The sequence below is a fragment of the Kocuria sp. U4B genome, from assembly GCF_054875615.1.
Genome location: NZ_CM142180.1, coordinates 2,305,629 through 2,319,485 on the forward strand (window position 1 = coordinate 2,305,629; position 13,857 = coordinate 2,319,485).

The 13,857-nt window shown below is 74.5% G+C and carries 13 protein-coding genes and 1 riboswitch; of the genes, 7 read left to right on the forward strand and 6 right to left on the reverse strand.

Features of this window, described 5'->3' with window-relative positions; translation table 11 throughout:
• The first annotated feature begins 20 nt into the window (after window positions 1-20).
• From ACYSMR_RS10950 to ACYSMR_RS10960, 3 genes are all read left to right on the forward strand, one after another.
• Complete coding sequence (locus ACYSMR_RS10950) at window positions 21-1,211, forward strand: glycosyltransferase (protein WP_309126219.1); 1,191 nt, start codon at window positions 21-23, stop codon at window positions 1,209-1,211.
• A gap of 191 nt (window positions 1,212-1,402) precedes the next feature.
• On the forward strand, window positions 1,403-1,564 hold the full coding sequence (locus ACYSMR_RS10955) for a hypothetical protein (protein ID WP_461745221.1): 162 nt from the start codon (window positions 1,403-1,405) through the stop codon (window positions 1,562-1,564).
• 10 nt (window positions 1,565-1,574) lie between these two features.
• The gene (locus ACYSMR_RS10960; protein ID WP_251332110.1) at window positions 1,575-1,763 is read left to right on the forward strand and encodes a DUF2188 domain-containing protein; all 189 of its coding nucleotides are present in this window, start codon (window positions 1,575-1,577) and stop codon (window positions 1,761-1,763) included.
• Between the two features lie 52 nt (window positions 1,764-1,815).
• Here ACYSMR_RS10960 and ACYSMR_RS10965 read toward each other — a convergent pair whose 3' ends face one another.
• From ACYSMR_RS10965 to ACYSMR_RS10975, 3 genes are read right to left on the reverse strand one after another with little or no spacing between them, the layout of a single operon-like run.
• On the reverse strand, window positions 1,816-3,303 hold the full coding sequence (locus tag ACYSMR_RS10965) for a dihydrolipoamide acetyltransferase family protein (RefSeq protein ID WP_461745223.1): 1,488 nt from the start codon (window positions 3,301-3,303) through the stop codon (window positions 1,816-1,818).
• Window positions 3,300-4,355 carry an alpha-ketoacid dehydrogenase subunit beta gene (locus ACYSMR_RS10970; RefSeq protein WP_251332108.1) on the reverse strand — a complete coding sequence of 352 codons (1,056 nt, stop codon included), beginning with the start codon at window positions 4,353-4,355 and terminating at the stop codon, window positions 3,300-3,302. Before ACYSMR_RS10970 ends, ACYSMR_RS10965 begins: the two co-directional genes overlap by 4 nt.
• Window positions 4,352-5,527 carry a thiamine pyrophosphate-dependent enzyme gene (locus tag ACYSMR_RS10975; RefSeq protein WP_309125890.1) on the reverse strand — a complete coding sequence of 392 codons (1,176 nt, stop codon included), beginning with the start codon at window positions 5,525-5,527 and terminating at the stop codon, window positions 4,352-4,354. Before ACYSMR_RS10975 ends, ACYSMR_RS10970 begins: the two co-directional genes overlap by 4 nt.
• Before the next feature lie 243 nt (window positions 5,528-5,770).
• On the opposite strand from ACYSMR_RS10975, the gene ACYSMR_RS10980 reads away from it, so the two are divergent.
• The 4 genes from ACYSMR_RS10980 to ACYSMR_RS10995 all read left to right on the forward strand — a co-directional run bounded on the left by ACYSMR_RS10980 (window position 5,771) and on the right by ACYSMR_RS10995 (window position 9,912).
• Window positions 5,771-6,223 carry an Lrp/AsnC family transcriptional regulator gene (locus tag ACYSMR_RS10980; protein WP_309125889.1) on the forward strand — a complete coding sequence of 151 codons (453 nt, stop codon included), beginning with the start codon at window positions 5,771-5,773 and terminating at the stop codon, window positions 6,221-6,223.
• A 118-nt stretch (window positions 6,224-6,341) separates the two neighbouring features.
• A riboswitch (SAM riboswitch) is annotated at window positions 6,342-6,474 on the forward strand.
• Between the two features lie 14 nt (window positions 6,475-6,488).
• Window positions 6,489-7,817, forward strand: a complete 1,329-nt coding sequence (locus tag ACYSMR_RS10985; protein ID WP_461745226.1) for an O-acetylhomoserine aminocarboxypropyltransferase/cysteine synthase family protein — start codon at window positions 6,489-6,491, stop codon at window positions 7,815-7,817.
• A 7-nt stretch (window positions 7,818-7,824) separates the two neighbouring features.
• Complete coding sequence (locus tag ACYSMR_RS10990; RefSeq protein ID WP_461745228.1) at window positions 7,825-9,018, forward strand: cystathionine gamma-synthase; 1,194 nt, start codon at window positions 7,825-7,827, stop codon at window positions 9,016-9,018.
• Between the two features lie 30 nt (window positions 9,019-9,048).
• Entirely contained in the window at window positions 9,049-9,912 is an 864-nt protein-coding gene (locus tag ACYSMR_RS10995; RefSeq protein ID WP_461745230.1) for a sulfurtransferase, read from the forward strand.
• Here ACYSMR_RS10995 and ACYSMR_RS11000 read toward each other — a convergent pair whose 3' ends face one another.
• The 3 genes from ACYSMR_RS11000 to ACYSMR_RS11010 all read right to left on the reverse strand — a co-directional run bounded on the left by ACYSMR_RS11000 (window position 9,913) and on the right by ACYSMR_RS11010 (window position 13,800).
• Entirely contained in the window at window positions 9,913-11,445 is a 1,533-nt protein-coding gene (locus ACYSMR_RS11000; RefSeq protein ID WP_461745232.1) for an SDR family oxidoreductase, read from the reverse strand. It abuts the gene before it with no gap.
• Between the two features lie 133 nt (window positions 11,446-11,578).
• Entirely contained in the window at window positions 11,579-12,694 is a 1,116-nt protein-coding gene (locus ACYSMR_RS11005) for a fatty acid desaturase family protein (protein WP_251332101.1), read from the reverse strand.
• 53 nt (window positions 12,695-12,747) lie between these two features.
• A complete protein-coding gene (locus ACYSMR_RS11010) occupies window positions 12,748-13,800 on the reverse strand; it encodes a ferredoxin reductase (RefSeq protein WP_251332100.1) in 1,053 nt (350 codons plus the stop codon).
• Window positions 13,801-13,857 lie beyond the last annotated feature (57 nt).

Here is a 13,857-nt window from a genome sequence, read left to right on the forward strand (position 1 = left end):
AGACTGTGGGGGTGCGCCTGATGCTGCTGACCTCCGGAACCCGCGGCGACGTGGAGCCGTTCGCGGCCCTGGCCCGGTACGCCACCGCCCGGGGCCACCGGGTCCGGCTGGGCCTGCCGGAGAACTCCGGCGTGGACCTCGCCGGGCTCGACACCGTGGGCCTCGGCGTGGACTTCCACCGGCTGATGCGCGTGCCCGGGCGCTCGCCGCGGACGGCGGTGCGCCACTTCCGCTCCGAGGTCGGTCCCGGGATGCGCGAGATGTTCTCCGCCGCGGTGCGGGAGACGCTGGCGTTCGACCCGGACGTGGTGCTGCACCACCCGCTGGTCCTCACCGCACCGGCCGTGGCGGACTCCCTCGGCGTCCCCCGCGTGCTGGCCGAGTTCGTTCCCGTGGCGACGCCCACACGGGAGTTCTCCGCACCCGGCGGGCCCACGGTCGCCTCGGACCTCGGCCGGTTCAACCGGGCGACCTACGCGGTCCCCCGCAGCGGCACCGTGCTGTTCCGCGCCGGCGTGGAGCACGCGTGCCGGCAGCTGCCCGGCGGCCGGGCGCCGTCGCCCTCCTCGAGGTCCCGGGCCACGCTGATGGGGGTCAGCCCGCAGCTGCTGCCCAGGCCTGCCGACTGGCCGGCCAAGGTGCACCTGACCGGCGCCTGGCACGCGGTGGGCGCGGACGCACCGGTGGACCCCGCCGTGGCAAGGTTCGTGCGGGGCGGACCGTACCTGGTGGCGACCTTCGGCTCCATGTCGGCCGGGGACGCGCACGCGCGGGGGAGGGCGGTCGTCGAGAGCGCGCGCGCCCACGGTCTGCGGGCCCTGCTGCTCACGGGGTGGGGCGGGCTGGCCCTGCCGGAGGACAGCGGCGGCGACGACGTGCTGGTCGTGCCGTCCGCGCCGCTGGGGGCCCTGCTCCCGGGCGCCGCGGTGGCGGTCCACCACGGCGGGGCCGGAACCGTGCACGCGGTGGCCCGCGCCGGTGTGCCGTCCGTGGTGGTGCCCTTTCTCGCCGACCAGCCGTTCTGGGGCCGGCAGCTCCACCGGCTCGGGATCGCCGCGGCCCCGGTCCCCTACCGGAAGCTGGCGGTGGACACGCTGGTCCCCGCCCTCGGCCAGGCGCTCGCCCGCGGGGAGCGCGCGGGGCGCCTGGGACGCGCGGTCCGGGAGGAGGAGGGGCTGCGGACCTCCCTCGACGTCCTCACCGCTCTCTGAGACCGGTCCTCCCCCGCTTCCGGGGCGTTTCCCGGCGCGCCGTCCGGACTCCCGCCGGAGCGCAGGGAGAGAACGGATCTACTAACGAGTTATCGTCGAGGATCATTGATTTTCCTCACAGGTGATCTGTCTCATACTGGGGGGACCGGACGATCACCGGCCGGCCCCCATCTTTCCCGGAGGACACCACCATGACCGTCGATCTTCGTCCCCGCCCCTCCGCGCCGGCCCTGGTGCGCGCGGAGCGCACCGCGGACCGCACGCACCCGTCCCGCCTCCCCGCGGGCCGGCAGCACGGGTGGGCCCAGGTCGAGCAGGACTGCCCGTACTGCTCCGGCCCGGAGACCGACTGAGGTGCCGGCCATGTCGACGTCCGCCGACCGCCTCGTGATCCCCAGTCCGCACGGCGGGTGGGAGGTGCGGACCCCGGGCTCCCGGTGGACCGGCCTCCGCGCCAGCACCCGGGCCGGCGCGCTCCAGTGGGCGTGGAACATCACCCGGGACACCGGCGGCAGGATCCTCCTGGGCCCCGCGGACGCCCCGGCCCGCTGAGCCCGGCCGGCGATGGCGAACACCGGCCGGGGACCCGGGCGGCCGCGGGCCGCTACAGGTCCGCCAGCACCGACACCGGGTCCTCGACCGCGTCGGCCACCATGCGCAGGAACCCGCCGGCGGTCCCGCCGTCGCAGACCCGGTGGTCGAACGCGAGGGAGAGCTGGGTGACCTTGCGCACCGCGAGCTGCCCGTCCACCACCCAGGGGCGGTCGATGATCCGCCCGATCCCGAGGATCGCGACCTCCGGGTGGTTGATGATCGCCGCAGCGCCGTCCGTGCCGAACACCCCGTAGTTGTTGAGGGTGAACGTGGACCCGGACAGCTCGGCCGGGGAGGCCCTGCCCGCCCGCGCGAGCTCGGTGAGCCGCCGCAGCTCGGCGTCCAACCCCCGCGCGCTCAGCCGGTGGGCGCCCCGGATGCTGGGCACCACGAGCCCGCGGTCCGTCTGGGCGGCGAAGCCGAGGTTGACGCCGTCGAAGCGCACGATCTCCTGGCCGCCGTCCTCGCGGGTCTCCAGGCGCGTGGCCAGCTCCGGGTAGCGCGCGAGGCCGGCCAGCACGAACCGGCCGATCAGGGCCATCAGCCCCGGCGCGGTCGCGGGGTCCTGGGCCTTGAGCGCGGCGCGCAGCTCCACGAGCCGTGTGGCGTCCACGTCGACCCAGACGGTGGCCTCGGGGATCTCGGTGCGCGAGCGGGTCATGGCCTGGGCGACGGCCTTGCGCACCCCGCTCACGGGCACCCGCTCGGCGACGCCCAGCCCGGTGCGCGCGTCCACGGCAGCAGTGCCCGCGGCGGTCCCGGGCACGGCGGTCCCGGGCGCGGCGGTCCCGGGCGCGGGCGAGGACGGCGCCGCGGGCGTCCCCGCGGCGGCGGCCGTGCTCGCGGCCACCACGTCCCGGCGCAGGACCAGCCCCCCGGGCCCGGAGCCGCGCACGGTGCTGATGTCGAGCCGGAGGTCCTTGGCGAGCTTGCGCACGATCGGGGAGATGACGGTCGGGGCCAGGCGCGGGGCCGAGGCCATGGCGTCGCGGGCGGCCTCGGCGGCCGGGGCGGCGGCCGGGACGGAGGACGCCTGCCGGGGCCGCCGGCGGCGTCCGCCGGACCCGCCGGCGGGGGTGCCGTAGCCGATGAGCACGTTGCCGGACCCGCCCTCCCCGGCCGCGCCGCCGGCGGAGCCCGCGGCCACGGTCCCGGCCTCGGCGGCCGTCGCGGGATCCGCCCCCGCGCGCTCCTCCTCGCGGTAGGACTGCCCGCCGCGGGGCCCCCCGCCCTGCGGTGCGGGCGTGCCTCCGTCGGCGGCGGTGTCCACCGAGATCAGCGGCGCGCCCACGTCGATGGTCTGCCCGGAGGTGCCGTGCAGCTGCTGCACGGTCCCGGCGAAGGGGCAGGGCACCTCCACGGCGGACTTGGCGGTCTCCACCTCGGCGATCGGCTGGTCCACGGCGACGGTGTCGCCCACCCGCACGAGCCAGGTGACGAGCTCGGCCTCGGTCAGGCCCTCGCCGAGATCGGGCAGGGCGAACGTCTTCACGGTCATGGCCGGTCCTCCCACTGCAGGTCGTCCACGGCGTCGAGGATGCGGTCGACGCTCGGCAGGTAGTGCTCCTCGAGCTTGGGAGCGGGGTAGGGGATGTCGAAGCCCGTCACGCGGCGCACGGGCGCGGCCAGCGAGTGGAAGCAGCGCTCCTGGACGCGGGCCACGATCTCGGCCGCCACGGACGCGAAGCCCGGGGCCTCGGCGACGACGACCACGCGACCGGTCTTGCGCACCGACGCCGCCACGGTCTCGTCGTCGAAGGGCACGATGCTGCGCAGGTCCACGACCTCCAGCGAGCGCCCCTCGGCCGCGGCGGTCGCGGCGGCGGCGAGGGCGGTCGGCACGGAGGGACCGTAGGTGAGGATGGTCGCGTCCTCCCCGGTGCGGGCCACGACGGCGCGGCCCTCCCGCCGTTCCGGCGCCCGGTGCTCGTAGCGCTCCTTGAGCTCGGCGAGGTCCACCGGCGCCTTGGACCAGTAGAGCTTCTTGGGCTCGAAGAACACGACCGGGTCGTCCGAGTCGATGGCCTCGCGCAGCATCAGGTAGGCGTCCTCGACGGTGGCCGGGGTGAAGACCTTCAGCCCCGGGGTGTGGGCGTAGTAGGCCTCGGAGGAGTCGCAGTGGTGCTCCACGCCGCCGATGCCGCCGGCGTAGGGGATGCGGACGACGACGGGCAGGCGCACGGCGCCGCGGGTGCGGTTGTGCATCTTCGCGAGGTGGGAGGCGATCTGCTCGAACGCCGGGTAGGCGAACGCGTCGAACTGCATCTCGATCACCGGGCGCATCCGGTTCATCGCCATGCCCACGGCCATCCCGGCGATCCCGGACTCCGCCAGCGGGGTGTCGAAGCACCGGGTGCGGCCGAAGCGCCGGGTCAGCCCGTCGGTGATGCGGAAGACGCCGCCGAGGGTGCCGACGTCCTCGCCGAAGACGACGACGGCGTCGTCGGCGGCCAGCGCGTCGGCCAGTGCGCAGTTGAGCGCCTGGGCGAAGGTCACGGGCCGCTGCGCCGGGACCTCGGCGGCCGGGGCGGGGGCTTCGAGGGTGCTCACTGGTCGGTCTCCTCTCGGGCGAGCTCGGCCGCGAGGAGCTGTTCCTGCTCGGCCAGCTGCGGGGTCCGCTCGACGTAGACGTGGCGGAAGAGCTCCAGCGGGTCGACGCTCACCTCGGCGTTCATGCCGTCCCGCAGGGCCGCGGCGACGTCCTCGGCGGCGGCGGCGATGCGCGCCTCGGCCGCGTCGTCGAGCAGGCCCTCGCCGCGCAGCCACGCGCGCATCCGGGTCACGGGGTCCTTCGCGATCCACTCCTGGACCTCGGCGTCGTCGCGGTAGCGCGTGGCGTCGTCGGCGTTGGTGTGCGCCTGCATGCGGTAGGTGTGGGCCTCCACGAGCAGGGGCTCGGACTCGGTGCGGGCGAGGTCGACGGCCCGGCCCAGGGTCGCGAGCAGGGCCACGAGGTCGTTGCCGTCCACGCGCTCGCCGGCCATCCCGTAGCCGACCGCCTTGTGGGCGAGGGTCGGCGCGGCGGACTGCTGGGACAGGGGCACGGAGATCGCATAGCCGTTGTTCTGCACGAAGAACACGACCGGCAGCTTGAACACGGCCGCGAAGTTGAGGGCCTCGTGGAAGTCGCCCTCGCTCGTGGCGCCGTCGCCGCACATGGCCAGGACCACGGTGTCCTCGCCGCGCAGCTTCGCCGCGTGGGCCACGCCCACCGCGTGCAGCAGCTGGGTGGTCAGCGGCGTGGCCTGGATGCCCACCCGGCGCTCGTACGGGTCGTAGCCGCCGTGCCACTCGCCGCGGAAGATCGACATGACCTGCAGGGGGTCCACGCCCCGGGTCATCACGGCCACGGTGTCCCGGTAGGTCGGGAACAGCCAGTCGCCCTCCGCCAGGCACAGTGCCGCCGCGACCTGGCAGGCCTCCTGGCCGTGGCTGGACGGGTAGACCGCCATCCGGCCCTGGCGCACCAGGGCCGAGTTCTGGTCGTTGACCCGGCGGCCCACCACGAGCTTCTCGTAGGCGGACAGCAGGACGTCCCGGGGCGGCAGCGGGTACTCGTGGCCGGGCCCGGTGCCCTGCTCCTCCGGCGGCCGCAGGCGGCCGCCGGGGTCCACCATCCGGATCTCGCCGCGCGCGGGGAGCATGTACTGCTCCGGGGTGATGCCGAAGCTCCGGCACGCCCGCAGGATCGGGTTCTCCGCGTTCTCGACGGTCTGGCTCATGGGTTCCCCCTCGGTGGTCCCCCGGACCGGCTGCGGCCCGGGGAGGCGGAAAGGCTGGAGGTGTTCTGTCCGCCAAGTATGGGAAACCGCGAACGTTCGTATCCAGGTTCCGGGAGAAGTGCAGAAGAGTGGTCGCAGAAGCCCGATCGGCGTGGACGAAATCGACTAATGTGAGGTGTAACACACGGATTCGTCCGACACCTCCCGGCGGCCACGGCCGCCCCGATCCGCCCAGGAGCTCCTGTGCCCTCGACCCCCGTGCCGCTGGACGAGACCGACCGCAAGATCCTCGCGGAGCTCTCCCGCGACTGCCGGCAGTCGGTGACCGCGGTGGCCGCCGCCGTGCACGTGTCCCGGGCCCACGCCTACGCCCGGATCAACCGGCTCCGGGAGGAGGGGGTGATCCTGCGCTTCAGCGCCGTGATCGACCCGGTGCGGGCCGGGCTGCAGGCCTCGGCCTACGTGACGCTCAAGCTGCGGCAGAACACCTGGCGGGAGCTGTGCGGGCAGCTGCGGGCGATCCCGGACGTGCACCACATCGCCCTGGTGGGCGGGAACTTCGACGTCATGCTGCTCGTGCGCGCCGTGGACACCGTGCACCTGCGCCAGGTCATCTTCGAGCAGATCCAGCAGCTGCCCGGCGTCGTCGACACCCAGACGTTCCTGATCTTCGAGGACGTCGACACGCGGTCCTGACCCGCCCCGCGGGGAGGACGGGCGGGGACGGGACGGAACATGACGGCGGCGTGCGTCATCTTCGTCATCTTCCGTCACGGAACGACGCCGATTACCTCTGCGCATAGTGTTGTCCCAGCTTCACGAGACGTGACCGCCAAGCTCCGACTTGGTCGCGCACCAACCCCATGCTCATTGGGTGGTTCGGATGAGGAAGCGGCCCGCATCCCGGTGGTGGCACCGCCGGTGACCGATGCGGGTAAGAGCAAGTGCGAGGAGCATCGCCATGTCCGTCCCCGTGACCGACCACGACCTCTCCACCCGGCAGATCCACGCCGGCACCGAGAACGACCTGACCCAGCGCACCCTGACGGTGCCCATCTACCAGTCGGCGGCGTTCGAGTTCCCCGACTACGAGGCCGCGAAGCAGATGTTCGCGCAGACCCGGCCGGGCTTCACCTACACGCGCACCGGCAACCCGACGGTCGCCGTCCTCGAGCAGCGCATCGCCGACCTCGAGGGCGGCGCGGGCGCCGTCGCGACCGGCTCGGGCCAGTCCGCCGTGGCCGTCGCCCTGCTGGCCCTGCTCGGCCAGGGCTCCGGCAAGCACGTGGTCGCCTCGGAGAAGCTCTACGGCGGGACCGTGGACCTGCTCACCGACTCCCTCGCCGACCTCGGCGTCGAGGTGGCGTTCGTGGACCCGACCACCTCCGGCGCGTGGGCTGCGGCCGTGCGCCCGGACACCCGGGCGTTCCTGCTGGAGTCCATCGGCAACCCGCTGGCCACCCTCCCCGACCTGCCCGGGATCGCCGACGTCGCCCGGGCCGCGCGCGTGCCCGTCGTCGTCGACAACACCCTCGCCTCCCCGGCGCTGTACCGGCCGCTGGAGAAGGGCGCGGACATCGTCGTGCACTCGGCCACCAAGTTCTTCGGCGGGCACGGCAACGCGCTGGCCGGGGCGGTCGTGGACGGCGGGACGTTCGACTGGTCCGCCGAGCCGGGGAGGTGGCCGCAGTTCACCGCGGCCCGGGCCCGCTGGGGCGGGCAGAGCCTGGTCGACAAGTGCGCCGGCGCCAGCCCCTACCTGCACCTCGTGCGGGCGAAGTACGTGCACGACCTCGGCACGACGCTCTCCCCGTTCAACGCCAGCCAGATCCTGCAGGGCACCGAGACCCTCGACCTGCGCGTCGCCCGCCACACGGCCTCCGCCGTGGCGGTGGCGGAGTTCCTGAGCGGCCACCCCGCCGTCGCCCGCGTCCACCACCCCGCGGTGCCCGGGGATCCCGGCGCGGGGATCGCGGCCCGGGACTTCCCCCGCGGCACCGGATCCGTGTTCTCCTTCGACCTCGCCGCCCCCGGCGGCGCCGTGGGCCCGTTCATCGACAGCCTCCGGCTGTTCAAGCTGGTGGCCAACATCGGGGACACCCGCAGCCTCGTGGCCCACCCCGCCGCGATGACCCACTGCCGGCTGACCCCCGAGCAGCGGGCCGCCGGCGGGATCGCCGAGACCACGATCCGGCTCTCGATCGGCCTCGAGTCCCCCGAGGACCTCGTCGCCGACCTGCGCCAGGCCCTCGACGGCGTCCTCGAGACCGTCCAGACCCCCGGGAAGTGAGCCCACGATGACCCAGCCCGTCACCACCAGCACCCGTCACCGGGGCTTCACCACCGCCGCCGTCCACGCCGGGCAGGAGCCCGACCCGCTGACCGGCGCCGTCATCCCGCCGATCTACCAGACCTCGACCTTCGCCCAGGACGGGATCAACGTCCTGCGGGCCGGCCACGAGTACAGCCGGGGCTCCAACCCCACCCGCAGCGGCTTCGAGCACCAGCTCGCGGCCCTCGAGGGCGGGGAGCGCGGCTTCGCGTTCGCCTCCGGGATCGCCGCGGAGGACGCCCTGCTCCGGGCCGTGCTGCGCCCGGGCGACCACGTCGTGCTCGGCGCCGACGGCTACGGCGGCACGAACCGGCTGATCACCAAGGTCCTCGCCCCGTGGGAGATCGCACACACGCCGGTGGACATCACCGACCTCGGCGCGGTCCGGGCGGCCGTGCGGCCCGGGACCACCAAGGTGCTGTGGTTGGAGACGCCGTCCAACCCGCTGCTCGGCATCGCCGACGTCGCCGGCTGGGCGCAGGTCGCCGCCGACGCCGGGGCGCTGCTCGTCGTCGACAACACCTTCGCGTCCCCGTACCTGCAGAACCCGCTGGCCCTCGGCGCCCACGCGGTGGTGCACTCCACCACCAAGTACATCGGCGGGCACTCCGACGTCCTCGGCGGCGCCGTGGTCGTGGGGACGGCCGAGTGGCGCGACGCCCCCCTCGCCGAGGCCGTGGGCTTCCAGCAGTTCGCCGCGGGCGCCGTGGCCGGGCCGCAGGACAGCTACCTCGCGGCGCGGGGGCTCAAGACCCTGAGCCTGCGGATGGAGCGCCACCAGGCCAACGCGCAGGCCGTCGCCGAGTGGCTGCTCGAGCGCCCGGAGGTCGCCCGCGTCCTCTACCCGGGCCTGCCCGACCACCCCGGCCACGCCCTCGCGGCCGCGCAGATGCGCGGGTTCGGCGGCATGGTCTCGTTCCGGCTCGCCGGCGGCGAGGCCGCCGCGCGCACGGTCGCGGAGTCCACCGAGCTGTACTCGCTGTCCGTGAGCCTCGGCGGGGTCGAGTCCCTGATCTGCTACCCGTCCGAGATGACGCACGCCTCGGTCAAGGGCACCCCGCTCGCGGTGCCCACCGACCTCGTGCGGCTGTCGGTGGGGATCGAGGACGTGGAGGACCAGCTCGACGACCTCGAGCGGGCGCTCGCCGCCTCCTCGTAGGCCGGACCCGTCCGCACTAGCCTGGGACGTATGGCGCACCCGCACGAGCACGACGACGTCCCCGCCCCGCTCAGGCCGCCCGGCCCGGTGGTGGGCACCGAGTGGCTGGCCGAGCACCTCGGCGACCCCCGGCTCGTGCTGGTGGACGCCAGCTCCACGCTCAACCGCACCGACGAGGCCATCCCGGGCGCCCTGCTCCTGGACCTCGACGGGCCCTTCGCCGACCCGTCCTCGGGGCTGCCGCACACGATGCCGCCGGCCGGCCGGCTCACCGCGGCGGCCCGGGCGCTGGGCATCTCGCGCACCAGCACCGTGGTCGCCTACGACGGCAAGGGCCTCTTCGCCGCCGCGCGCGTGTGGTGGATGCTGCGCGCGGCGGGCTTCGAGCGGGTCGCGGTGCTCGACGGCGGACTGCCCGCCTGGACCGCCGAGGGGCGGCCCGCGGGACCGCACGCGGACCCGCCCGCCGAGCCCGGCGACGTCGAGCTCGTCCCCCGGGAGGGGTTCTTCGTGGGCGCCGACGACGTCGCCCGCGCCCTCGAGGACCCGGGGGCGGCCGTCCTCGACGCCCGCTCCGCCGGCCGGTTCGCCGGCACGGAGCCCGAGCCGCGGCCCGGCCTGCGCCCCGGGCACATGCCCGGGGCGGTCAGCCTGCCCTACACGGAGCTGCAGCGCCCGGACGGGCGCCTGCTGCCGCCGGCGCTGCTGCGGGAGCGGGTCGCCGCGGCCGCCCCGGAGGGGCAGCGGATCGTGACCACGTGCGGGTCGGGGCTCACGGCGTGCGTGCTCGCGCTGGGCGCCCACCTGGCGGGGCGGGAGGACGTCGCGGTCTACGACGGCTCGTGGAGCGAGTGGGGGCGCCCGGGGCCGCGGCCGGTGGAGGGCCCCGCCTGATCAACTTCGCGGGTCCGGGACCCGGCCCGCGGCGGTCCCCGCCGCGGGCGTGCCCTCCGGCACCTCGAGCGTGGCCGCGCGGGCCAGGACGTTGCGGGCCATGGACGGGAAGATGAACCCGTGGAAGGGCCACACGCCCCACCAGTAGAGTCGCCCGGGCAGGCCCCGCGGGAAGAAGATGGCCCGCTGCCGGTACCGGCTGCCCTCGCCCTCGGGCTCCACGGACAGCTCGAGCCAGGCCCGTCCCGGGGCCTTCATCTCGGCGTGCAGGAGCAGCTTGTGCCCCTCCTCCATGTCCTCCACGCGCCACCAGTCGACGTACTCGCCCACCTGCAGGTCGGTGTGGTCGCGGCGGCCGCGGTTGAGCCCGGCCCCGCCCGCGAGCTTGTCCATGGCGCCGCGGATCCGCCACGCGAGCGGCAGGGAGTACCAGCCGTTGCGCCCGCCGATGGACTCGATCACCTGCCACACCTGCTCCGGGCGCGCGCTCCCGGCCCGGCTGCGCTCGTCGACGTAGACGGTGCGCCCGGCCCAGTCGGGGTCCGAGGGGAGGGGGTCGGCGGCCGTCGTGGCCGGGTCGGCGTGGACGTCCCACGTGGTCTCGACGTTGTTGTCCTCGATCTTCTTCAGGGCCAGGGCGACGGCGCGCCGGTACCCGGTGAGCCCCTCGGGCGGCGGCGGGATGTAGGCGTCGATGTCGTGCTCGGCCGCGACGGCCTCGTGCTGCAGCGACTGCACGAGCGGGACGGCCAGCCCGAGGGGGATGGGCGTCACCAGCCCGATCCAGTAGCCCGACAGCCGCGGGGCGGGCAGGGGCAGGTGGAACACGACGCGCCGGCGCAGCCCGGCGACCCGGGCGTACTGGCGCATGGCGTCCGCGTACGTCATCACGTCGCGGGAGCCGATGTCGAAGGTGCGGTCCAGGCCCTCCGGGAGGTCCATGGCGTGGACCAGGTAGTGGAGGACGTCGCGGACGGCGATGGGCTCGATCCGGTTGGTCACCCAGGCGGGCGCGGGCATCACGGGCAGGGTGTCGCCGAGGTGGCGGATCATCTCGAAGGACGCCGAGCCGGAGCCGATGACCACCCCGGCCTGGAACACGACGGCCGGGACCTCCCCGGCCCGGAGGATCTCGCCGACCCGCACCCGCGAGCGCATGTGCTGGGACAGCTCCACGCCCTGCGGGTGCAGGCCGGAGAGATAGACGATGCGGCGCACCCCGGCCCGCGCGGCGGCCTCGACCACGGTGCGGGCCATCGCGGCCTCCTGCTCCTCGAAGTGCTGGGAGCTGCCCATGGAGTGCACGAGGTAGTAGAGGGTGTGCACGTCCCGGCACGCGGCCGTCACGGCCTCGAGGTCCCCGAGGTCGGTCGCGGCGATCTCGACGTCGTCCCGCCACGGCACGGAGCGCAGCTTCTGCGGGGAGCGGACGGCCACCCGCACGGGATGGCCGGCGTCCAGCATGCGGGGCACGAGGCGCCCGCCGACGTAGCCGGTCGCACCGGTGATGAGGACGCGCGGGGAGGAGGTCACGGGCCGGCCTTTCGTGCGGTTGCGCCGAGCCTACCAACGCCCACCGACACCGTCCCCGTCCGGGGGCGGCACGCGGGAGGCCCGCACCCGGCTCGGGTGCGGGCCTCGCGCGTGCGTCCGCGGGGGAGGCGGATCAGGGCAGCGCGAGGCGGAAGATCTTCGCCCAGGCGGAGCCGACCTGCTTGGGCAGCGGGCCGGTGGTGTAGGGCAGGCCGTAGCGCCCGCAGATCTCGCGCACCTTCACGGCGACCTCGGCGTAGCGGCTCGAGGGCAGGTCCGGGAACAGGTGGTGCTCGATCTGGTGGGAGAGGTTGCCGGTCATCAGGTGCATGAGCTTGGAGCCCGAGATGTTCGCGGAGCCCAGCATCTGGCGCAGGTACCAGTCCCCGCGGGTCTCGCCCTCGATCTGCTCCTCGGTGAACGTGTCCGCCCCCTCGGGGAAGTGCCCGCAGAAGATGACGGCGTGGGCCCACACGTTGCGGACCGCGTTGGCGGTGAGCGTCGCGGCGAGCGCCTGCCTGCCGGAGCCGGTGAGGGACGCGGCGGCCGGGGTGGCCACGTAGTCCTTGGCGGCCTGCTTCACGAACTTCGCCCCGAGGGCCTTGAGGCCCCGGACCAGCTCGGCCTTCGGCTTCTTGCCCGCCCGGTACTCGTCCAGCTCGAGGTCGTAGATCGCGATGCCCCACTCGAAGACCGGGGCGAGCAGCGCGTTGTAGAGCGGGTTGCCGAGGTTCCACCACTGCCACGGCTGGTCCTTGTCCACGCGGAAGATGTTGTACCCGACGTCGCGGTCCTTGCCGAGCACGTTCGTCCACGTGTGGTGGAGGTCGTTGTGGGTGTGCTGCCACGCCTTGGCGGGGGTCACGAAGTCCCACTCCCAGGTGGTGGAGTGGATGTCGGGGTCGCGCATCCAGTCCCACTGCCCGTGCAGGACGTTGTGGCCGATCTCCATGTTCTCGAGGATCTTGGCGAGGGTCAGCATCCCGGTGCCCGCGACCCAGGCGGGCTTGTGCTTCGAGAACAGCAGCGCGGTGCGCCCGGCGAGCTCGAGGGAGCGCTGCACGGCGATGACGCGGCGGATGTAGGCGGCGTCCTCCGCGCCGCGCACCTCGATGACGGCGGCGCGGACGGCGTCGAGCTCGCGGCCGAGCTCCTCGATCTGCGCGTCGGTGAGATGGGCGGCGGTCTCGGGCTTCGGCGGGCGGGGCCGGCGCGAGCCGTCGACGAGGAAGGGGGTGATGACGGTCATGGTCGCTCCTTCGGGAACGGGGACGGGGAAGTGGGGGACGGCAGGGGTGCGGGTCAGGCGTCGAGGCTCACGGGCCCCGCAGCGGTCGACACGCAGGTCTGGACCAGGTGCCCGGGCTCGCCGTGCACCTCGCCGGTGCGGGTGTCGCGGACCCGCCCGGAGACGAGGGGCTTCACGCAGGAGTGGCAGATGCCCATGCGGCACCCGCTGGGCAGCAGCACGCCGGCGGCCTCGCCGGCCTCGAGCAGGGTCGTGGCGCCGTCGGCGTCCACGTCCTTGTCGGACTTCTCGAACGTCACCTGGCCGCCCTCGCCGGCGGGGCCGGGGGCGACGACGGGGGCGAAGCGCTCGACCCGCAGCTGCCCCTCCTCCCGGTCCCAGAGGGACTCGGCGGCGTCGAGGAAGTCGGCGGGCCCGCAGGCGTAGGCGGCCCGGTCGCGCCAGTCCGGGCAGGCGGCGTCGAGGTCGGAGGTGCTCGTGAGGTCGAGGCGGCGGCCCCGCTCGGCGGTGAACCAGTGGACGAGGCGGAAGCCGGGGAACTGGTCCGCCAGCTCCAGCAGCTCCTCGGCGAAGAGCGCGTCCTGCGGGGCGCGGGAGGAGTGCACGAGCACCACGTCGGCGTCCGCGCGGCGGGGCACCAGCGTGCGGATCATCGACATGACGGGGGTGAGCCCGCTGCCGGCGGTGAGCATGAGCAGGGGCCGCGGGTGCGCGGGCAGGACGAAGTCGCCCTCGGGCGGGGCGAGGAACAGGACGTCCCCCACCCGCGTGCCGCGGACCAGGGCGCCCGAGACGGTGCCCATCGCCTTCACGGTGATGGCGGGGTCCTGGCCGGCGCCGGTGCTCAGGGAGTAGGAGCGCCAGTGGCGCACGCCGTCGATCTCCACGCCGATGCGCGCCCACTGGCCGGCCTCGTGCGGGTTCCAGCCCTTGCCGGGGCGGAAGCGGATGGTCACCGAGTCCGCCGTCTCGGGCTCGACGGCCGTGACCAGGGCCCGCAGCTGGCGGGCGCTGGCGAGGGGGTCGACGAGGCGGAGGAAGTCCTCCGGCGAGAACGGGGTCGTGAAGGCCGAAGCCAGGCGGGAAATCAGTCGTATCGGGGCCACGTGATCACTCTCCCGCAATTCTCAGGAGATTTCTCGTGGTCTCGCGTACTCTTTCAG